This window comes from Paenibacillus sp. 10L310 (assembly GCF_056395745.1).
In genome coordinates this window covers 174,134-196,382 of the sequence record NZ_JBFTKC010000013.1, presented here as the reverse complement: position 1 = coordinate 196,382, position 22,249 = coordinate 174,134, and the positions used below count along the sequence as shown (strand labels likewise).

The 22,249-nt window shown below is 47.3% G+C and carries 22 protein-coding genes; 2 read left to right on the top strand and 20 right to left on the bottom strand.

Annotated elements, in window-relative coordinates; all coding sequences use genetic code 11:
* The first annotated feature begins 13 nt into the window (after positions 1-13).
* Positions 14-124, top strand: a complete 111-nt coding sequence (locus AC1DE7_RS23660; protein ID WP_477535313.1) for a hypothetical protein — start codon at positions 14-16, stop codon at positions 122-124.
* Between the two features lie 560 nt (positions 125-684).
* Here the strand turns inward: AC1DE7_RS23660 and AC1DE7_RS23655 are convergent.
* From AC1DE7_RS23655 to AC1DE7_RS23565, 19 genes are all read right to left on the bottom strand, one after another.
* Positions 685-2,136, bottom strand: coding sequence for a SulP family inorganic anion transporter (locus tag AC1DE7_RS23655; RefSeq protein ID WP_477535309.1), 1,452 nt, complete (start codon positions 2,134-2,136; stop codon positions 685-687).
* A gap of 518 nt (positions 2,137-2,654) precedes the next feature.
* A complete protein-coding gene (locus AC1DE7_RS23650) occupies positions 2,655-4,325 on the bottom strand; it encodes an ABC1 kinase family protein (protein WP_477535308.1) in 1,671 nt (556 codons plus the stop codon).
* Positions 4,326-4,706 carry a phasin family protein gene (locus tag AC1DE7_RS23645; protein ID WP_036612779.1) on the bottom strand — a complete coding sequence of 127 codons (381 nt, stop codon included), beginning with the start codon at positions 4,704-4,706 and terminating at the stop codon, positions 4,326-4,328.
* 72 nt (positions 4,707-4,778) lie between these two features.
* On the bottom strand, positions 4,779-5,417 hold the full coding sequence (locus AC1DE7_RS23640) for a ThuA domain-containing protein (protein ID WP_036667831.1): 639 nt from the start codon (positions 5,415-5,417) through the stop codon (positions 4,779-4,781).
* Between the two features lie 43 nt (positions 5,418-5,460).
* Positions 5,461-6,180 carry an SDR family oxidoreductase gene (locus AC1DE7_RS23635; RefSeq protein ID WP_036667833.1) on the bottom strand — a complete coding sequence of 240 codons (720 nt, stop codon included), beginning with the start codon at positions 6,178-6,180 and terminating at the stop codon, positions 5,461-5,463.
* 181 nt (positions 6,181-6,361) lie between these two features.
* Entirely contained in the window at positions 6,362-7,861 is a 1,500-nt protein-coding gene (locus tag AC1DE7_RS23630; protein WP_477535307.1) for a cobyrinate a,c-diamide synthase, read from the bottom strand.
* Positions 7,862-8,067: 206 nt separating this feature from the next.
* Positions 8,068-8,898 carry a uroporphyrinogen-III synthase gene (locus tag AC1DE7_RS23625; RefSeq protein WP_253503853.1) on the bottom strand — a complete coding sequence of 277 codons (831 nt, stop codon included), beginning with the start codon at positions 8,896-8,898 and terminating at the stop codon, positions 8,068-8,070.
* A gap of 130 nt (positions 8,899-9,028) precedes the next feature.
* Positions 9,029-10,231, bottom strand: coding sequence for a GerAB/ArcD/ProY family transporter (locus tag AC1DE7_RS23620; protein WP_282320026.1), 1,203 nt, complete (start codon positions 10,229-10,231; stop codon positions 9,029-9,031).
* Positions 10,232-10,287: 56 nt separating this feature from the next.
* A complete protein-coding gene (locus tag AC1DE7_RS23615; RefSeq protein ID WP_036612790.1) occupies positions 10,288-10,509 on the bottom strand; it encodes a hypothetical protein in 222 nt (73 codons plus the stop codon).
* Positions 10,502-11,701 (bottom strand): Ger(x)C family spore germination protein, encoded by a 1,200-nt coding sequence (locus AC1DE7_RS23610; protein ID WP_477535306.1) that lies wholly within the window; start codon positions 11,699-11,701, stop codon positions 10,502-10,504. The genes AC1DE7_RS23615 and AC1DE7_RS23610 overlap by 8 nt, the downstream gene beginning before the upstream one ends.
* Before the next feature lie 4 nt (positions 11,702-11,705).
* A complete protein-coding gene (locus tag AC1DE7_RS23605) occupies positions 11,706-13,301 on the bottom strand; it encodes a spore germination protein (RefSeq protein WP_051447282.1) in 1,596 nt (531 codons plus the stop codon).
* 174 nt (positions 13,302-13,475) lie between these two features.
* Positions 13,476-13,811: a hypothetical protein gene (locus tag AC1DE7_RS23600; RefSeq protein ID WP_036612792.1), complete on the bottom strand. Its 336-nt coding sequence runs from the start codon at positions 13,809-13,811 to the stop codon at positions 13,476-13,478.
* Positions 13,812-13,855: 44 nt separating this feature from the next.
* A complete protein-coding gene (locus AC1DE7_RS23595; protein ID WP_477535305.1) occupies positions 13,856-14,557 on the bottom strand; it encodes a pirin family protein in 702 nt (233 codons plus the stop codon).
* A gap of 199 nt (positions 14,558-14,756) precedes the next feature.
* A complete protein-coding gene (locus tag AC1DE7_RS23590) occupies positions 14,757-15,170 on the bottom strand; it encodes a DoxX family protein (RefSeq protein WP_339190902.1) in 414 nt (137 codons plus the stop codon).
* A 50-nt stretch (positions 15,171-15,220) separates the two neighbouring features.
* Positions 15,221-16,081 carry a M56 family metallopeptidase gene (locus AC1DE7_RS23585; RefSeq protein WP_477535304.1) on the bottom strand — a complete coding sequence of 287 codons (861 nt, stop codon included), beginning with the start codon at positions 16,079-16,081 and terminating at the stop codon, positions 15,221-15,223.
* 1 nt (position 16,082) lies between these two features.
* Positions 16,083-16,499, bottom strand: coding sequence for a BlaI/MecI/CopY family transcriptional regulator (locus AC1DE7_RS23580; protein ID WP_017691824.1), 417 nt, complete (start codon positions 16,497-16,499; stop codon positions 16,083-16,085).
* Between the two features lie 208 nt (positions 16,500-16,707).
* Complete coding sequence (locus tag AC1DE7_RS23575; RefSeq protein ID WP_477535303.1) at positions 16,708-18,171, bottom strand: catalase; 1,464 nt, start codon at positions 18,169-18,171, stop codon at positions 16,708-16,710.
* Positions 18,172-18,460: 289 nt separating this feature from the next.
* Positions 18,461-19,267: a winged helix-turn-helix domain-containing protein gene (locus tag AC1DE7_RS23570; protein ID WP_477535302.1), complete on the bottom strand. Its 807-nt coding sequence runs from the start codon at positions 19,265-19,267 to the stop codon at positions 18,461-18,463.
* Positions 19,243-19,638, bottom strand: a complete 396-nt coding sequence (locus tag AC1DE7_RS23565; RefSeq protein WP_036612807.1) for a Fur family transcriptional regulator — start codon at positions 19,636-19,638, stop codon at positions 19,243-19,245. Before AC1DE7_RS23565 ends, AC1DE7_RS23570 begins: the two co-directional genes overlap by 25 nt.
* A 273-nt stretch (positions 19,639-19,911) precedes the next feature.
* On the opposite strand from AC1DE7_RS23565, the gene AC1DE7_RS23560 reads away from it, so the two are divergent.
* Positions 19,912-21,024: a GGDEF domain-containing protein gene (locus tag AC1DE7_RS23560; RefSeq protein ID WP_036612810.1), complete on the top strand. Its 1,113-nt coding sequence runs from the start codon at positions 19,912-19,914 to the stop codon at positions 21,022-21,024.
* A 138-nt stretch (positions 21,025-21,162) separates the two neighbouring features.
* On the opposite strand, the gene AC1DE7_RS23555 is transcribed toward AC1DE7_RS23560, so the two are convergent.
* Positions 21,163-22,101, bottom strand: a complete 939-nt coding sequence (locus tag AC1DE7_RS23555; protein WP_047840782.1) for an aldo/keto reductase family protein — start codon at positions 22,099-22,101, stop codon at positions 21,163-21,165.
* Positions 22,102-22,249: the final 148 nt, after the last annotated feature.

Below are 22,249 nucleotides of genomic sequence, written 5' to 3'. Positions count from 1 at the left end.
GGCTTATACTGCCATCTACCAGTACATCGAGTTCTATTACAACCGCAAGCGAATGCATGGCGCGCTAGGGTATCTTTCCCCTGCTCGTTTTGCGATGAAATTTACGGACAAATCCGCAGCGTAGTGTCTACTTTTTTGACATAGGTCCACCAGGTTCGTTAGAGTTTACACATAGGGAGGACACAAGCATCAACACAGTAACATCAGCTACAGCAATAACAACATATACTAGAACCAGAACACCAACTACAAATACTAGAACTAGGAACAACAACAACAACAACAACAACAAGCACTACCTATACTTCTACTAGAACTACTACTACAACTTCTACTAGAACTACCACTACCACCATTAGAACTATTTCTTCTTCTTCTTCTTCGTTCTTTTTCTGTTCTCTTCTTCACTGTACACACCACACACTCTAATAAAAACAACGACGCCCTCTCCCCAATTTATTTTAGGAAAAAGTGCGCCGCTGATAGAAAGTATCTTTTTATGTTATCTACTACACAGGGCTGTCACATGTCTGCTCACCACTACTTTAGGACAGTAGCCCTCATAACTTCATTACTTGTTTAGATCCTTAATTCCAGATTTACTAAACCGTTCATTTTTCACCTTGTCCGCGTAACTATAGTCAGACATTGCACCTTTGGACAACAACCTTCGTTGCAACCAAGTTACGAACCGTGCCCTCCAGCTGTAGCAAATCCACTCCGTTCAAGAATACGGGAGCTTTCCTCGTTTAACCCGCGCAGGTGCACGGTTTTGCCAAGCTTCGCGTATTTGAACTTCACTTTGCCGATAGCCACAACCGCAGTGTTATCCCAGATATGTGAACCTCCGAAATCAATCGTGATCTCATTCGGATCGGCCTCTGCATCGAACTCATCTACAAAGCGGGACGAGGAGCCAAAGAAGAATGGTCCGTGAACCCGATATACTTTCTGCCCTTGTTCCTGGCTCGCCTGTACGCGAATCTTGGTCTGTTTCCAGCCAAAATGCAGCACACTGAGCACAACGCCGACCATAACCCCGATCGACAGATCGTGGGTATAGACCACAATCGCCACCGTCACGATCATGACAAAGGCTTCCGCGCGCGGCACGCGAGTTATATTTTTGATAGAACTCCAGTCGAATGTTCCGATACACACCATAAACATCACACCGACGAGTGCCCCCATCGGTACCTGTTTCACCACACCGCTAAACAGCAACAAGAGGATCGCGAGAAACGCACCCGCAGTAAACGTAGATAATCTTCCACGTCCGCCAGACTTCACATTAATGACCGACTGCCCAATCATCGCACAGCCGCCCATGCCGCCAAACAAACCGTTCACGAAATTCGCGATACCCTGACCACGCACTTCACGATTCTTGCTGCTTTTGGTCTCGGTCATCTCATCCACGATGGTTGCGGTCAGCAGGGATTCCAGCAAACCAACCAGTGCCATGGTGAATGAATAAGGCAACAGAATCATCAGCGTGTCCCAAGTCCACGCAATATTTGGCAAATGGAACATCGGCAGAGTGCTCGTTATATTCCCCATGTCGCCGACTGTTCTTACGTCCAGATGAAACACCACGGTAATAATCGTCATTACGACGATTGCAATCAGTGGAGCTGGAATGCCTTTGAAAAACCGTGGCAAAATATAAACGATCGCCAGCGTACCCGCTACCATCGCATACATGATCCAGTTCGCTCCCGTGAAATGGGTTAACTGCGCCATAAAGATGAGTATAGCCAGTGCGTTAACAAATCCGGTCAGTACCGAATGAGGCACAAACGTAATAAATCTCCCAACTTTAAATATGCCCAGTAAAAACTGGATAATGCCAGTCAAAATCGTAGCCGCAAAAAGATATTCCACGCCATAATCCTTGACGAGTCCAACCATCAGTACCGCCATGGCACCTGTTGCCGCCGAGATCATGCCTGGTCTTCCACCAGCAATCGAGATCACAATCGCAATCGTAATCGAAGCGTATAATCCGACCATCGGATCAACACCTGCAATGATGGAGAACGCAATGGCTTCCGGAATTAACGCCAGCGCTACCGTAATGCCTGCCAGCACGTCTCCGCGAATGTTGCCAAACCATTGTTGTTTTAAAGTATTCATATGTTCTTGCCGTTCCTCCTACGTGTATTCCTTATAATGGACAATCCCACTGAAGAGTAACGGAAGCCGTTCACACTAACCATCTACCCAGGACAGCACAAAACAACGGATTCCTCTCCGCGTCATTCACCTATGCTCATCCCTGAGTTGCATCATTATTTACCATCCATATAGCCTTGACGGATTAATATGCACTCATGTCTTTTCCGTTCCAGTGTGTACCGCTGGTGTTCCATTACTGCCTCAGTTGTCTTACTCGTGCGACATCAGGAGCTGATCCTGATGCCCATAGGTTTTCCCCTCTCAGAAAAACCGGGTCCGTTAATGTACTGACCTATTATTATAGTCACAGGACCGGATATGTACTAATACAGTTAAGGCGAAAAAACAGAACCTTTTCTTCTATTATCTTAATCTTTCTATAATTTACTCACCAATTCTCTATTCACAAAAAATAACCCGCAAAGATCCTTTGAAGAAAGTCTCTTTACGGGTATTCTTGTGATGTAATGCCGTTGCTAGAACCTTCCCGATTTGAATATCGAATAGAGCAGGAAAGCCACCATTAGAATCGCCACCAGGAAACCAATCTCAATGACCGGAATATCCCACAGCATCGTGGACTGATGACTGATCGACGAACCGATAATCAGGCCCACCATAATGATACAGAAGGCAAGTAACACAATACTGAAAGACAGCCGATTACTAATCTGATCCATTCTGCGCATGAGTGCATCCAGTTCAGGGACACTAATCTCCAGCCTCAGCTTGCCTTTGCTAATAATGGATGATAATTGCCTTAACTGCCCTGGCAGACCAATGACACTCTCTGCCATATCAGCCGCACTGCGGAACAACCGATTCTTGATTCTTCCTGCGCTAAAACGTTCCTTGATCAGCTTCCGCCCAAAAGGCTCGGCCATATCTACAATGCTCAGGGTAGGATCGAGATGTTCGATTACACCTTCCATCGTTAGCAACGATTTACCGAGCAGCAGAATATCCGCAGGCATGACAACCCGGTGCCTCTGAGCTACGCCGAACAAATCATTCAACGCCTGACCCACACTAATCTTGGAAAAGGGAATATCGTAATATTTGGTACGCAACTTGTCCAAATCCACATGAAGACCACGCAGGTCCATGTCATCTGGCATCATGCCGAGTTTCTCAATCGCCCGGATCATACTGTCGGTATCTTTGCGCATTAACCCAATAATAAGCGAAGCGAGCTGTTGTTTCATCTCATCACTCAGACTGCCCACCATACCGAAGTCTATAAAAGCAAGACGTCCATCCTTTAATACCATCAGATTGCCTGGATGTGGGTCAGCGTGAAAGAAACCCTGAATAAAGATCTGATTCAATAATGAATCCACCAGTCGCTCGGCAATGTTATTCAGATCATGACCGCGTCTGACCAGTTCTTCACGATCATTGAGTTTGATACCTTCGATATACTCCATAGTGAGCACACGGGACGAAGTCTGATCCCAGTAAATTGCCGGGATTTTCACCTTGTTGTCCTGTTGGTACTGCTGTGCAATCTTTTCCGTATTTCGGCCTTCGACCGTATAATCCAGCTCGGCCATCAACGCCTGAGCATATTCTTCGACCATTTGCGGAATCTGATATTGCTTCACCCAGTCCCAGCGCTTCTCGGCCATGGCTGTCAGTTCACGCAAGATATCCAGGTCACGCTGCACAATACGCGATATGCCCGGCCGCTGAATCTTGATGGCTACCGACTCACCGCTTCGAAGTTTGCCCAGATGCACCTGTCCAATGCTGGCCGCAGCTACAGGGGTATCCTCGAACCGGGAAAAGATCTCCTCCAGCGGTGTATCCAATTCCTGTTCCAAAATACCCCGTGCCGTCTCGGAAGAGAACGGTGGGACCTGATCCTGCAACTTCACCAGCTCGCGAATGACAGACTCAGGCAACAGATCTGCCCTTGTGCTTGCGAGTTGCCCCAGCTTGACGAAAGCTGGCCCCAGCTCCTGCAGCACAAGCCTGATGCGTTCACTCAGCGTTTTGGTGGTGTGTGCTTCACGCGACATCCACCGTCTGGGCAGAGCGAGCAGCTGGAACAAACCCAGCTCCTCGACCATATAACCGAAGCCATGACGCACTAGCGCCATGGCAATTTCACGGTATCTGCCGACATGTTTGATTCGCACTGCCATCTACTCGATCTCGTTTCCTTTGAGAGGAGGAGGAACTTCAAGTGGAGCTGGGGATTCATCAGGTTGAAGCTGTGGTGAGTGGCCCAGTTCGGCAAGTTTTTTCTCCAGAACGGCAACGCGCTGTTCCAGACTGGTTACATCACTTTCGGATGCCACACCAGCTTCCTGAAGCACACGCTTGACCTGTTCTTGAATCACTCTCTTGAACTGGCCTTGCTCCTCATCGCCCCGTTCCAGCAGACGTTCAACCAAAGCTTTGGATTCACCGGGCGCAAGTTCCCCGCGCTTGACCAAATCATCCACGGTTTTCTCAATTTTTTCTTTGCTTACGACAGTAAGACCAAGCCCTAACGAGATCGCCTTTTTGAACAAATCGCTCATTTTTGTCATCCTCCTCTTCGTTGATCTCTATATTATACCCCTTATACTCTGCATGCAAAAATGTCAGTCCGATCAGACGTAACGCGCAGCCCATTTGCCTGCTTGCAGAAGTAACTTGCGGTACGTTTCGTGTGCAAAAGACGGCACATGGTGACCCGGCATCAGATAAACAATACGCCCAACACCATATCGATGAGCCCAAACCGCAGGCTTTGGTCCTTCTTCGGATTGATATTCAAGCAATATTTTCGTTTCGGCAAAAGAACCAAATTCGAACTGATAAGGCTCTTCTTCCATTGTGAAATTCGAAATGCCCTCCGTCACGGGATGGCTTTCCGCCGTTACAGTGAATTCAAGCGGTGCATACGCCGGATGATGCAGGAACTTGGCACCGATCATCTGTTTGAGCTCATAACGATTTTGGAGCGAAATGCCGTTATGTATAATGACCAGTCCACCCCCATTACTTACATAGGACAACAAACCTGCTGTCTGCTGTGGAGAGACTTTACCCTTCCAATCGTCCATGTATGAGATACATACATCAAACCCGGTTATATTTTCTTGCAGCAACATATTCCGATTCTCACTGCACTGCACAGTCATAGTATCATGGAAAATTCGGCTAATCTCCGCATCCACCCCCTGAAGCGGGTGCCAATCCGGATGTGTATAATCGCCAAGTAATAATGCTTTTTTACGATGATCCATTCAATTAATCTCCTTTCTTGTTCACCTCACTGTATAAAACCAACTACCAGGGGAGCTTCTCTCCCTTGTAGTCCACATATGCGGGCTGATCTCCTTTAAACTGTTCATGGCGGTCGATAAGTACTGCGATATGCTGTGCAGATTGCTCGGGCGTGAGATCCGCAGCAACATCCAATTCGCCCCTCATATAACTCTGTACCCAACCGGGATGCACAAGCATCACTTGTCCGCCTTCATCCTTCAGACCATTGTGCACAAGACGGGCCTGCATGTTCAAAGCAGCTTTGGACATACAATAGGCATACCACCCATCCCGACTGCATTGTTCTATACTTCCAGCCTCGGAAGAGATATCAACAATCAGCTTGACCTGTCCTTGAAGAAGGAGGGGTAACAGGGAATGAGTCACACGCAGTGTACCTAAGGTGTTCACATTAAATACTTCAGCCATCTCCGCCATATTCAACGGCCCGCGGATATGATCCGTAATACTTCCTAGTATAGCCGCATTATTGATCAGCATATCCAAATGATTCGTATCCAGCTTCAATGTCTCCGTGAACAGAGCTACCGACAGGTCGTCCGCGATATCCAGTTCGATGGCGCGCAGATGGTCAGGATATCCTTCTGCAAGCATACGAATTCCCTCGGAATCTTCCACGTCCAGACCGGCCGCATACACGAGATACCCTCTCTTCAGCATCTGTGCCGTCAAAGCCAATCCCAATCCCCGGGCAGCTCCCGTTACACATACGGTTCTCATCATAATGTCCCTCCCTCGCATAATGATTCTGTCTTTTATTCATTCCACATATTCATCTGAAAACCTTTAATTCAGAATAGGATTGCCAACTTCACGACCAAAGACTCAGGAGGTAAAAGCGAGATTAGAGCCATTTTGCTTATTGAATTCAGCTATCTATTTGAGCTATAAATAGCTGTTATTATCTCTGCATATCTCGCTCCTGCCGATAGACTAAACAATGTTCCACCCATCTTCGAGCAGCTGCCGGGTAAGAGCCCAGATGAACGTGCGTATACCCCGCCACGATGTTGCCTGCGGCATATCCCTCTTGCTTCAAGCCACGCATCCCCTTGGTCTCATACGCATAAGGAATCGTTTCTTCATCACGATAGGTCATTGTCGAATAATGAAATTCATGACCTCGAAGTACTTCACCCTTTTTCAGTAAAAAGGAATCCTGAACGCTACTCGCTTCACGGTAGCCAAGCGCAGCGCGCTTCTTCTGCATCTGCACCTGTGCGGGGATAATGCCCGCCATGTCGAAAGTAACTCCCTCTCGGTCGGTCAACGTTTCTCCAAGCACCATGTAACCACCACACTCGGCAAATAAAGGCATGTTGGATTGTACTGCCTGTCGAAGTCCTTCCAAGAACCCTTGGTTACCGGCAATCTCTGCTGCAAATTCCTCTGGAAACCCGCCGCCCAAATAGACGCTATCCACATCCGTTGGAATACCTTCGCCAGCAAGAGGACTGAAGTATTGTAATCGGGCCCCGGCTGCTTCGAGCAATTCCAGATTATCGGGATAATAGAAATTAAATGCGGCATCGCGCGCAACGGCAATGACAGGCTGTACCGCATATGATACATGTCGATTATTAACGCGGATCACTGAATCGAATTGTGAATCGTAATTGGAGCCTGATTCAGCATTAGCCGAATCCGTGTGGGCAGTCGTGGCAGGACTCACTTCTTCTGCATTTAACGGCGGGGCGCTTGCCGCCAGTCCCAGCAGAAGATCCAGATCAGTGCCTTCCATCAGCACATCGGCAGCCCGCTGAAATAATAGCTCCAGTTCACCGCGCTCAATGGCAGGTACCAGCCCCAGATGTCTCTCCGGGATGGACATGTCTTCGTCCCGCTTCAGCCAGCCAACCACAGGAATGCCGCACATCTGCTCAATGGCTTTTTGCACAATGGTATAATGACCCGCACTTCCACACCGGTTGACGATCACTCCGGCAATATTTAATTCAGGCTCCAGTTGTTGAAAACCCAAGACAATCGCGGCCGCACTGCGAGCCATGCTGCGTACGTCCACAACCAGAATCACAGGGGTCTGCGTGACCAGAGCAATCTCTGCAGTTGAGCCTGTATTGTTAAGCGGATCTTTGCCATCGTAGAGGCCCATAACGCCCTCGATAATGGAAATATCATGTCCCGCCGATGCCTTCTCGAACGTATCTCTCACATACTCAGGCGATGTCATCCATGCATCCAAATTGCGTGACGGTCTGCCCGTAACAGCGGTATGGTAGGTCGGATCAATATAGTCTGGGCCGCATTTGAACCCTTGTACACTCAAACCACGCTGAGCGAGTGCTCTCATCAGCCCCAAGGTTACTGTCGTTTTCCCTGCACCACTTCCGGTGCCTGCAATGATCAGTCGGGGTCTGGCGTTAGGATCTGCAATGGTCATCGTCATTTCCACCTTTTCTTCGAGATAAGAAAAGCTTCTGATCGAAGCACTATCAAGGATGTACATTCGTATTTTAGTTGTAACGTATAAATTCTATAATCTAAACAAAACCGCATCATATAGCGATGCGGTTAAGATTAATGCACACTTTTTATTCATGAAGCGACGCCAAAAGCTTTTTGTCGAACTGATCTAAAAGCAGGCCACTAATCTCTAATCTTGGCCGCACGCCCTGCTGCAAAGTAACGTCCAAGCTCAACGATGAGTGCTCCCATCTTCTCTTCCTCCGGAATGACCAGTGCCTCAATGCCTTCTTCACGCATGGAGTTTGCGGTAACTTTACCTACAGACGCAGGAATTACACCTTGTCTGAAGGCTGCAAGCATCGGCTCAAGCTTGTCCTGGGAGGCCGCATATTGCGTCAGAAACCTAACCTGCGGTCCACTTGTGAACGCAACAGCATCTACTTCGTACTTTAGAATTTCATTCAATAACTGTTCCAGTTCTGCCTCTTCTGGCGGTACATGGCGGTAAGGAAGCACTTGTCTGACAATTGCACCTTGTTCTTCCAACCATGCAACGAGTTTGGGAGCTGTCTCCCCATGAAGCTGCAACATAACCTTTTTCCCTGCGAGATCATGTGGGGCGAATTCTCGAATGAGCCCGTCCGTGCTACCGTCATCATCTCGTACCAGCGGTGTTAACTTGCGCTTTTTGAGCGCATTCACCGTCTTGTATCCCCTTGCCGCAATTGAGGATTCCGATAACACATCCAACAATTGGCCTGCCACTTCCATATCCTCAGCCATTTCAAATAATGCATCCAATCCCATACCCGTAGTTAACACCGCCCAGTCTGGCGGGTCTGATATCCAGGATACCAGCCCATCCCTGATACTCCGATCATCCAGGAATACGGTCCCCTGTGCCGGTCGCACAAGCGGGATTCCACCCATTTTTTCAACCAGTATGGACATTTCTTTTGATTTTCGTGGTCCTGTCAATGCTACACGCACACCTGCCAAATGTTGAGCCATTCATGTTCCCCCCGTTAGTTCAGCCGAATGTTCATCAGTCTGACTACAGTATACAGGGTACTTCTGTGAAGGGAAACTGTGCTTTCCCTCTTTTTACCCGTTCATCTATAAGGATTTTTGATGGAATGTATCAGGAAGGCTGGAGTTCTCCGCCATGAGAATCTTTCCGTCTTTTCTCTCCGTCCTTTTCCGAATCAGCCGATTTTTGTTCCGGCTCATGCTTCTCTTTCTTTGGCTGGTCTCCCGCTCTCTGTTGGGTAGATTCTTTTTTATCCTTTTTGCGAGGACGAAGGAAAAGAAACAGCACGATAGGGAACAGTACTTCAAAAACAATGGCAATCCATGTCCATTCCCTAGTAAAACGATTGAGCTGAATGGCATTTCGGAAGAACCAGAATGCACAGACAAATCCGACGAGGGCAATCGGGCCTGTCAATACCTTCCCCGATACGTTCGGAATCATTCGCTTCAATCCCCAGCAGACAAAGTACAGGTCAAATGCAATCTTCGTAATCATGGTAGGCAAGGTTGCCGCTGCCAGGGCAAGGTCAAACCGATCCAAGAAATCACTGATTTGCAATTGTCTTGCCAGTTCATAGGAGGGATACACCAACCTTGAAGCGATAGGAACTCCAATGGAGGTAATGGTCTCCACAAGGATTAGCATCATCAGGAGTGCAGAGAGGATAATACCTGACACAACCGATTTATATCGAAAATCACTGCCTTTGATAACAAAAGGTAATGCAATCATCTCTCCGTAAAACGAAAATATGTACCAACTCCCCTTGCCCACTCCCGTAACATCAACGTGAAAATACGGCATCAAATTATCCATATTGATCTGTTGAATGAGCATGAAAGGCACAATCACGGAGTTTAAGAGAAACAATGTCACATACAACTCCGACATACCGATTAAGGAGCCGAGCCCACCTCTGACGATAAAAACTCCCATAACGATCAGAGATAACACAATGATGGAGATGGGCGTTGTCTCTAACAAAGTTATGCTGATATAATCCCCCGTTAACCGGATATCCCTCGCAAACACAAAGAAAAAAAACAAAATGTACATCAATCCTGCGAGCCTTCCCAAAAAGGGGAACCGCCCAGCAAGGGCTTGAAATAGATCCTGATCCGGAAATCTCCGCTGGACCCGACTTAACATCCACATGGATGCAAGCATCACTACGACTACAGGTATATACGAGAGATAAGCGTGTTGTTCCGCATAGTAGATAGCTTGGGCGTGAGGCTGAATTAACGTTCCTGAAATACTGAGCAGCAGCACGAGCAGGATCATCTGACGGTGTGTCACTCTCTGATTCATGATATACCTCCTTTCCCTCTCGCGATCTCGCAAACTTAATGCATCCTGTCCACAACCTAGGGCAGTGGCAGTAAGCGCTGGATAACGTGGCTTATCCATACCGACACAAATAAGGTTTTGCTTAGATTAGTCACATAGAACCAAATGCCTGTAGCCACTGCTATCAAACTATAGGATAGCCAGCGATTAATGGCAGCTGCCTGTTTCAAATGTCTGAAATCCATCAAAATGACCACGATTACCATGGCCAGGAAGGTAAATAAGAGTGGTTTAATCATGTACAACTTCATCCTCTCCGACGCCAATTGGTTTATTGCTCACCCCAACGTTTTCAATAAGGACATGGGGGGTAACCGTCACCTCAACTTCAGGGTATATGTCATCCCAACGATCCTTCATCGTGTCCCACTTGGCCGGCAGATGTTGATGAATGGATCGACCGATTCCAAGGATGTCCGCATGGTATTTTCCCTGAACCAACCGGACACCTTCCTCGATATCCAATTTTATTTTCTCGTGAATGGCTTCATGTAACTTCAGAATCTCATTCTCACGCCGGTCGCCATAATTGGATTCGTTATCTACGAGAACTCCCTTGGCATATAATTCAATATTCACGGTGACCTTGTCAGCCTTGATACTGGGATGTAGTGAAGCGTTGTTCTCGTTCAACTTGATGAACATATTTCCATCTCCGCCAGGAGCTTTAACCATAATCTCCGGTGCATTGGCCTCGCCCATAGCAAGAATGAGCGCATCGGCTGGAGCTTTGTCGATCATGCCAACCAGTTTATCTTTCTTGAAGATGGCCAATCCATCCAGCTTGATGTTTGTTTTGGCGTCCTTCCACCCTTTTGGAACATTGGTCACTTTCGAAGCGACCGGCAGGAATGGATCCACACCTTCACTAAGAATGGCATCGATAAACGTTTTAAGTGAACGTGGATTACGCATATTGAGGAAGCACAGTTCCCGCACCATCTCGGATGGAAACTTCTCTATAGGTGCATCCGTATCCATGACCTCATATGCTGCACCTTTTGTGACCACTGGCAATGCAGAGAGTCGGTTCAGCGGATACCGTGTAAACAGATCGAGCATGGGGGCCACGCCATCCCGGGCAAGCTCCTCACCAATAAGCATCGTACGGCGATGCGCGTAATAGATTGTTCGTGAGAGTTCCTTTTGACCTTCAATAGACGTACCATGCACAGATTTGGCTGTATTGGATAACATGAACCAGGATTTATCCCCACTCGTGCCGCCTCCGCCTCCTTCACTACCGGAAGAACCGGATTGTCCTGGCAGAGCAATCTGAAGACTGGATCTGTAATTGTCCCCCTCCTTATCAACAGCAATACCAATCACAAAGGCAACATCGTTAATCTCCTTACGATCCCAGCAACCTGAAATAAAAGTGGTACATAACAACAGCGCTATCACTGCCCGGTACTTATATATGATCTGCATGGGTTCACCACCCTTCCTCAGCTTCAGGGGAACCGTTGATCTTTTCGGTCATCCGTTTCTGATCCCGATGTACCGTAGAAGGACGATTGATCATTTTCCACCATGGCACACGAATGAGAATGTCTTTGGTATCTGTTTTACTGTACGGGCTAAGACCAGAGAGATATGGGACACCGAACGAAGTCATCTGTGTCAGATGCACCGAGATCAGGACCAAGCCGATGACGATGCCGTATAGTCCAAGCATACCTGCTAGTAACATGATCGGAAATCGGAGCAGACGCACCGTAATCGCGAAGTTAAATCGCGGGATCGTGAAGGAAGCTATTCCTGTCATGGATACGATAATAACCATCGGTGCGGATACAATCCCCGCTTGAACTGCCGCCTGTCCGATCACGAGTGCACCGAGGATACTGACAGCCTGACCCACTGTCTTGGGTAACCTGACCCCCGCTTCCCGGAGAGCTTCGAACGACAGCTCCATGATGAGGGCTTCCACCAAAGCCGGAAAAGGTATAGCCTCCCGTGCACCCGCAATACTCAGAATCAGCGTAGTTGGCAGCATGTCCTGATGAAATGTTGTAATAGAGATATACAAGGCTGGCAGGAACAGAGCGATGGCTACGAATAGGAAGCGAATCCACCGCACCAGATTACTGATGAAGAATCGCTCGTAATAATCCTCGCTGGCTTGCAGCATCTGCCACATCGTGACTGGAGCAATCAGCGAGAATGGGGTTCCATCTACCATAATGGCAAAGCGTCCTTCCAACAGATTGCCTGCAACGGTATCCGGCCGCTCCGAATAGTGCATCTGAGGGAAAGGGGAATACGGATGATCTTCAATCAGTTCCTCGATATAACCCGTCTCCAGGATGCCATCAATATTGATTTTTTCCAGACGTTTCTTGACATCTTGAATCGTTTTTGGATCAGCAATACCTTCTAGATAGGTCAGCACAATATCTGTCTTGGTGTCTGTTCCAAGGGTCATACTCACCATCTTGAGCGCAGGTGTTTTCAGCTTGAACCGCAATAAGGCCGTATTCACACGGAGCGTTTCGGTAAATCCCTCCCGCGGTCCCCGAATGACGGATTCTGTCTGCGGTTCCTCCACACCACGTCTGACGCCACCTTTGACATTGAACATCCAGGCTTTGTTACTTCCATCGACCACCAGAAGGGCAGAGGATGCCAGCACCCCTTCTGTCGCAGCAGCCCAGGTATCCACTCGCTTCACCTGTGTTAGCTCAACGGTTGTATCATCCAGTGGAACATCAGGTTCATCTGTGCGCTGCTGCACCAGCCCTCGAATAATCGGTCGCAGCATGTGTTCCTGGATATCAGCCGAATTGACAATGCCTTCGATATAGACCAGAAGTCCTTTCACTTCAGGCGTAATCATGACGTTGCGAAAAACCACATCAGAACAATCGGAGAATATCTCCTTTACCGCCTTAATCTGAGTTTCATGTACTGCACTAATTGGCTGCCGAAGAAAAGGTGGGGACGGCAGTCCCAAAGGAATATGTTTTTTTTCTTCTGAAGCTCGTCCCGGTTGTCCGGACTTGTCTTTCCCAGATGTTTTGTCTGCCATATGCCGCCCCTCCGTTCTTGTTTTTATACAAGGTAGCTTGTGCCAGACAGCAGGGAATTATGTGGTCTTTTTTGCAAAATTACGATTAAATTCTCTGAGTTTTCAGACAGCAAAAAGGCCTCTGTATATAACAGAGACCTCTGAGATGTTCCAAGTTCTATAGGTACTTATAAGTTAATCCGCAAAATAATCTTCAGGCACATAACGAATCTCCGACTTCGCATAGATGCTTAGCGTGTGACTCTCCCTGTCGTATACTACCCGTTCACCATCTACGTAGTACCAGTGTTTCAAAAGGGGCTGATCCTTGCGTTGGACAAAACGGAATACATTCAGTTCCTGTCTAAGCTCCATAATCTGTTCCACAATCTGCTCGTCCAGACCCGTAACGGTAAATATGAAACTTGTACCCTCCTGTTGGAACCGATAGGACAGCGAATCTGTTTTGCTATTAGCTAACCCTCGCCCGGTCACCGCATGTTTAACCATAAACCATTCCTGTTGCGCCATACGTGTATATCCTCCTTCATCTTGGAGTTCATTTCATCAGCCATCTACGGCAAATCAATAATCATATAGAACGTATCTTCGTTTCCTTGCAGTTCGATTGAATCCCGCTGTTCCACACGAGCCGTGTCGCCTTCGTTCAACAGGTACTCTGCGTCCAATCCCAGCTTGCCTTCGATGGAGAAAATGTACATTCGGCGGCCCGAATCCTGATTAAAGGTTAACGTTTCGTCTTTGGCTAATCGGCCAAGGTAGATCGTCATATCCTGATGAATGGTCGCAACTCTAGGTCCCCCTTCTGGGGATACAATCGGCACGAGTGCTCCTGCCAATGCCGCTGGGTCAAATGATGTCGTTTCATAGGAGGGCTCCAACCCTTTTGTCTGTGGCATGAACCAGAGCTGAAGCAAACGTACTTCTTCGGTATCGGATGTATTATGTTCGGTATGAATCATGCCACTGCCTGCTGACATCCGCTGGATACCGCCAAAGCCTGTAACGGCTACATTCCCAAGGTTATCTTCATGTCGCAACTTGCCGTTCAGTACGATGGATACAATCTCCATATCACTATGCGGGTGAGCCCCAAAACCGCGACCAGGCGCGATCACATCGTCGTTCGCTACCCGCATCGGTCCAAACGCCGTATTCTCCGGGTCTTGGTATTCTCCGAAAGAAAAGCTGTGACTACCACGGAGCCAGCCTCGATCGAAGCTGGAGCGGGCATCGGATGGAATGACGTTAATCATAAAATGCATCCTCCTTATTTTTTCTTAGTAGCATACTTATTCTCATTGTAACAAACCACAGGCATGTCGTCCAAACGAAAAAAGTTCTCTACTGATCAGCCCGGTTCGCAAATCAATTCCCGAACCGGCCTGGCCAATAAAGAACCTCGTTACAGGACTCATCCTGCACTTCATTATTTTTTAGCGATCGTTAGTCAATTCAAGCACTCACATTTTGGCGAGCATTCCCCTGTCTGGAGAACAGATAATCCACGGCCAGGAGGCGGCTTCCTGTGAAGAGCAGTGTCAGGGAACCCGCAAGCAGCAGGTAATCTAACTCGGTACCACTCAGGAACGGCTCACCCACTTTGGCTGTAAACAGAACGCCAACCATCACGATTGCAAACAGGGCAGCAAACACACGTGTTCCCAGACCCAGAATCATCGCTACACCACCTACCAACTCAATGATGGCTACAACGGATGCAAGAAATCCGGGAATACCAATACTTTCGAAAAAACCTACCGTACCGCTGATTCCACCTTCGAATTTACTCCAGCCGTGCAATACAAAGATCAAACCGATCATAATCCTTGAGAAAAGTAATCCAATCTCTACACTTTTATTATTCATGTTCATCTTCCTTCCTCATTATATTCGACTTCACATTTAGCCCAATTAATCTATCCGATGGACCAAACAAACAAGATAGACAGCAATAGAAAAACAGTAGCCGACATCAGAACAGCATAACGTGGCAACCTCAGCGTCACGTCCTGTTCCGGGTCCAGCAGACGTGAAATGCGGACATTCACCGACGTATCCGCAAATGAGGATTGAACGGTCAGTTCTTTGGCCCCCCAAGGTTCAGGACAAGCACGGAGCAACTTGAGCAAAGCACTGCCAATGCCTGCCACATTGCCTGTACGCTCAATGGCCTCATTGTCTGCCAGAATTTCTCTAACAATATTGTAATGTTTCGAAGTATGCTTCAATACAGGAATATACGGCATCATGATTGCAAATACCGATAACAGTGTTGTCTTCAGTGGGTCACGGTGCCACAGATGATGAACTTCGTGGTACACAACTGCAGTCTCCTCTTCTGCATCCAGCATCGTCAGAAGTCCCGTGGAGAGTACGATGCAAGGTCTCCATAAACCAATTGTAAATGCAACCGGAGAATGCTTGTCCACCACAATGAATCCCGGCTGTCCGAGATGGTGATACTTGGACTCCAGTTCGCGAGACAATGCACGCACCTCCATGAAGCGAAGCTTACGTACGGCTGCTCTGGTTTTCATCATACGCACCATTAACAACCAACCTGTTCCCGCAAATGTCAGCAATACCAGTGCCAGCAGGAAATGTCCCACGGATAACCATCCCAGTCGACTCATCCAATGATTGCAGAGCCAGAGCAGGTTAAACGGGATATCCCAGCCAAAAATTTTGTACATCGCGTACATGAACATCTGTATGAACACGAGTAACGGAATGCCAAACCCGACGGTAAACAAAAGTTTCGAGCGGGTCTTCCACATCTTAATCGCTATCCTTTTTCCATTGTTTGATCTTCTGTTCCAAGCGTTCAATCAGACCCGCATCTGCTTCGTCCAGCGCATCCAGCATATGATTCAATGCCAAAGCTCCGAATTCATCCACCAACTCATGTGACAGTTCCTTGGATTGGTCGTTCATAAACTCCTCCTTGCTCTGTACCGGTTGGTACAAAGATGTTCTGCCCTTTTGTGACTTTCCGAGAAGTCCCTTGTCTACGAGCCGGTTCATCACGGTCATGACTGTATTAAAATTGACGTCTTTGTCTTGTTCAAGTGCGGTCTGCACTTCACGGATGCTACTGCCAGGACGAGCCCATAAAATGTCCATGATCTTGGCCTCCAGCGGACCAAAAAATCGGTTGAGCCCACGCTCACCCACTTTGAAATTGTGTATTCTCATTTTCTGACACCCCTCACACTACCCATTGTAGTGCCATCAAATGAGAAGTCAACCTCTATGTCAGCTATTTTATGTAAATGATTTGTAAATTTGTTTTCCATTTCAGTAAAAAAGGCCAAAGACCGGGAGTTCCGCACGTTCGCGGTTCTGCCCGGTCTTCAACGAATATTAGTCCGTATGATGTTGTAGAACATGGTCAAACTATACTTTATTTTCCATCCTGTGACGGCATATGTGCAGAAATATCCACGCCGAGTCCATGAGCCAAACGTCCGCCAAGCTGTCCATCCGCTCGGAAGAAGTGGCACAGGGCACGCATTTGAATATCAACAGATACGCCCTTAAGGTCATTGATCAGATTATCAAGCAAATGCTGCTGCTCTACAGGAGTAAATGAACGGAAAAGCTCCCCTGACTGCGTATAATCATCCGTCTTCTCGATTTTCTCTCTTGTAACATGCCCTTGCAACGGAACCTGACTGTCCCGGTATGCCGGATCTTCTTGCGGGCTGTTTCCTGAACCGTTGGGTTCATAGTTCACCGGAGATGGGTCCTGATTCACATTCATGAGTCCATCACGCTGATGATTACGAACGGGTGCGTACGGGCAATTCACCGGAATTTGCAAATAGTTCGGTCCAAGCCGGTGACGCTGTGTATCTGGATAGGAGAATAGGCGTCCTTGCAACAATTTGTCTTCGGAAGGCTCAATTCCGGGTACAAGCGCACTAGGAGAAAAGGCCGCCTGCTCCACTTCAGCAAAGAAGTTTTGTGGATTCCGATTCAGGGTCATGGTCCCTACCGTATGGAACGGCAATACATCTTCAGGCCATGTTTTGGTTGGATCGAGAGGATCAAAAGCAAAATCATCCATTTGCTCCGGCTTCAAGAGCTGTACCTGAAGCTTCCACTGCGGGTATTGCCCGTTCTTGATATGTTCATGCAGGTCCCGGGTAGCATGATTAAAGTCCTGTCCTTGTACCTCGGCAGCTTCCTGACGAGAGAAGCCTCGCACGCCTTGTGCAGACTCCCATTTGTATTTCACATAGTGGACCTGTCCCTGTGCATTAATCCATTTGAAAGCATGTACGCTGAAACCATCCATCTCCCGATAACTTGCTGGTGTGCCCAGATCAGAGAACAACCAGGTCATCATATGTGTTGATTCCGGTGAGAGGGTCATAAAGTCCCAATATCGGGCAGGTTCCTGAATGTTTGTATCCGGAGCCGGCTTCAAGGAATGCACCATATCAGGGAACTTCATCGCATCACGAATGAAGAAAACGGGCAGATGATTACCGACAATATCATAGTTGCCTTCCCGTGTGTAAAATTTGACGGAAAATCCACGTGGATCTCGTGCAGTCTCTGGTGATCCCGTACCATGAATAACGGTTGAAAAACGAACCAGCACATCCGTCTCCGTACCTGGATCTTGTAGGAAGTCAGCTGTTGTATAAGCCTTCATACTCTGCTCCAGCGTGAATACACCATGAGCTCCGGCACCTCTCGCATGTACGACTCTTTCGGGAATACGTTCACGGTCAAAGTGGGCTATTTTCTCAATGAGATGGTAGTCTTCAAGCAGTGTCGGCCCTCTTCTGCCTGCTGTGCGGGAATTCTGGTTGTCACCTACAGGTGCTCCCTGATTCGTTGTCATACGTTCTGTCATCATGTCGTCCTCCTCTAATGGGTCTCACGGCTGTTATATATCTACTATTAAAATCATATTCGGCTTCGGTTTAAATATACATTTAGACTTGATCTAACTGTTAAATTGATTCTAACATGTCCCACTCTGCTCTTGCATGAGGTTCACATGAGATTAAGATGAGGTTCTTCAACATTCATGAATGAACTATGAACATGTTTTAAGGGAATGATTCTGATCTGCCTATCTATTAGGTAGTACCCGAAAAAGCATGAAGTGAAAGATAAAATTTGGGCAAAAAAAAAGCGGACTAATCCGCCAGGCGGTAGCCCACTCCTCTTACTGTTACAATATATTGCGGCGAAGACGCATTATCGCCCAATTTTTTGCGCAAGCTTTTGATATGAACATCGACCACATTACTTCCACCTGTAAAGTCCGTCTCCCAGATATCGCTGAGCATTTCCTCACGGGAAATGACTGCACCTTTGGCATCAATCAGCTTGAGTAACAGATCATATTCGGTCTTGGTTAGATGAATCCGGTTATTATCGCGCTGCACACTCATCCGTTCACGATCAAGCCACAGATCTTTAAATCCGATACGGTGTCCATCCTCAGGCAAAAAACCACGGTTGGGCAAAGCAGGGCTGTTGCCAATCATGCGCTGCACTCGGTAAAGTGCTTCCTGCGGGCGTGCAGGCCACACCAGCAACTCCTCCTGAAGCATCGGTCCACTCGCGCTACCAATCATCTTCTCACCGACCAGATACAGACAAGGGGTTGTGTGCTCAGCCTCACGATTCAATCGGCTACTAATGCCGGCAAATGCATCGATAGTTCCAGCAACAGACAGATCATAGATCAACAGATCAAAGACAAGGCGCTCATGCAGATCCGGTTCCCAGCGATGGAAGACCAGTACATCAAAGCAGCTATCCGTTAAGGCCTTTACCAGTTCATGAACCTGCCCCGGCATCGGGCTGATCAGAATAACACGCCTTGTAACCGGACAATTGTCCACAAGGGGTGTTGAGTCAGACAAGGCTGGTTTAACCCTTAGGGGTAAACGGCGGCCAGGCAGTTTTATTTTTACTTGATCCGTTTGTTTCTGCATTCCCCGCAGACACCTCCAAAGACCACATGAGCATGATCGATTGCATATCCGGTTTCTTCAGCTACCTGTTTCATCCATTGTGGAGGAACTTCCGTCATCACCTCGTCCACTTTGCCGCACACTTCACACATAATATGCTGATGATCATCCATACGGGCATCGTACCGGCTTGCTGTCTCTCCGAGTTTAAGTTCCCGTATCAATTCTTTGTCCGTCAGATAACGAAGAGAATTATACACCGTACCATAGGCCAGATTATATCCTTGTTCCACGAGTCGATTCATGACATCAGCAGCTGTCGGGTGATCCTCTGAATGGCGCACCACATCATATACCGCTTGCCGTTGTATCGTCAGATTTAAAGTTCTCACAACCATTTCTCCTTTATTATTGATCCATTTTATATGAAATCAGACACTGATCTTCTACTTATGATGGTCTTCCCAAAAAGAAGGAATACATTTTGATTTAGATTAAGTATAAATCTCATTGTATATTGAAGTCAATATCACTCTAACATCCTGTATATGCAAATAAAACATCTTTCCCAGCAATCCCCTCATAAATTTGGGATAATATGGTTCGCTACAGCACCAATTTTCAGATAAAATATAGGGATGTGCGTAAAAAGGGGGGAATGTCGGTTGTTTAGCACTTTTTTCATTAATATCTGTGTCATGATTACGTTTATGTATGTGTCCGGGATCATCGCAAAGTTCTATAGTATCCGATTGCCTTTTCCCTCGTTACGTGTTCAGTTGATCGGCGGCTTATTGTTCGGTATATATGGCACAGTACTCATGAACTATTCCTTCCCTCTGAACGAAACTACGATTGTAGATCTACGGCATCTGGCCATCGTTACCGCAGCGGTATATATGGGAGGATTGGCTTCGGTCGTTACGGGACTCATGATCTCGGTCATTCGTATTCTGATGTTCGGCTTATCATCCTCTGCCATAGATGCAGGATTTGTCATGACTCTGATCGGACTGTCCGGTGTATACTTCGCCTATGCTCCCTGGTCCAGACTGACCAAAATAATTACAATGAATCTGCTTGGCATGACATTAATCTTTATCATCCTTATGTTGAATACAGACAGCATGAATTCATTAATGAAGATATATCCGTTACAAATGACCATTTCTTTTGCCGGTGGATTATTTATCTATTTCATCGCAGAATTCATTAATAAATCCAATGAAATGTTATTTCTATTGGAAAAAAGAGCATCTACCGATCATCTTACCAACCTGAGCAATCGACGACAGTTCGAAAAATCACTTCAACTGGAACTCCAGCGTGCGAGGGATTACCAACAGAAGCTTTCCTTGCTTGCCATTGATATTGACCGATTCAAAAAGGTAAACGACACCTATGGTCATTCCGCCGGCGATGCGGTCCTGAAGCAACTTGGACAACTGCTTGTTGAGCATGCACGTTCTGCTGATATCGTGTCACGAAATGGTGGGGAGGAATTCGCCATTCTCTTGCTCGACTGTGGACACCGTCAGGCCGTGGCTACCGCCGAATCTATAAGACAGGCTGTAGAGAAATACCATTTTGCTCTGCCCGACGGGCACACGACACGTCTAACCATCTCCATTGGTGTAGCCGTATATCCCGATCATTGTGATGATCATGACGATGATGATTTCTTCGAACAGGCCGATCGTGCTTTATATGAAGCCAAGAATACAGGGCGTAACCGTGTGTGTGCCTTAACTTTTCGCTCCTTGCCTCTTACACTTTAAAGTAAGATCTAACCTTTCAATAATCTAACCTTTCAACGCTCCAAAAAAGGGATGTCTCGTTCGCCTATTCAGGCGCACAGGACATCCCTTTCTTTATAAATCATTGCATATCATCTCAGCTTGTGTGCTGACAGGAGATCAAGCAAGGATACTCTCAATCTCCTCCACAATGGCAGCATCCAGCTTCACGCCAGATGCAGCCGCGTTCTCTTTTACCTGCTCGGGACGACTCGCCCCTACAAGTGCACTGGATACATTGTTCTGGCGCAGAATCCAGGCAAGGGCCAGTTGGCCAACCTTCAGATCCAGCTTGTCCGCCACTTCAATCAGTTGACGAACTTTCCCGATACGATCCGCATTGATCTTTCCTTCGTCCCATCCTAGCTTGGCAGCACGGCTATTCTCTGGGATATCGGAAACGGACGTATATTTCCCGGTCAATAGACCTTGAGCAAGCGGGGAGTATACAACTTGTCCGATGCCTTTACGCTCACCGAGCGGAATAATTTCATTTTCGATATAACGGTCAAACATGTTGTACACCGGCTGATTGACCACGATACGATCCAGGAGCAGACGGTCTGCTGTACCCAACGCAGCTTCCATCTGAGCCGCAGTCCATTGGCTGACGCCCACATATAACACTTTGCCTTGGCGTACCAGATCATCGAGCGCGCGGAGTGTTTCTTCAATTGGTGTTTCGGTATGATAACGATGGCAGTAATAGATATCCACATATTCAACGCCTAGGCGCTTCAAGCTGGCTTCACATTGCTCCTTGATATGTTTCCGAGACAACCCCTGGTCATTCGGACCATCACCCATTTTGCCAAATACTTTGGTTGCAAGTACATAAGAGTCACGGGAATATGCTTTGAGCGTCTGCCCCAGCAGTTCTTCTGCTGCACCCCGTTCGTATACATTGGCAGTATCAAAAAAGTTAATGCCTTCATCGAATGCAGTTTCAATTGATTTCACCGCATTCTCACGTTCCACATACCCTCCGTACGTCAGCCAGCTTCCCAGGCTGATCTCGCTGACTTTCAGTCCGCTTCCACCTAATCTGCGATAATCCAATGTACATCCTCCTCTGTTGGTTATAAAGATGAAGTTCACTTTCTATTGTAACGTAACCAGCTCGGAATAAAAGGGCTTTAGCTCAGAAAATGGAAAACGAAAAAAAGCGCACCTATAAGGTGCGCCGAATAAAAATCTATGATCATGA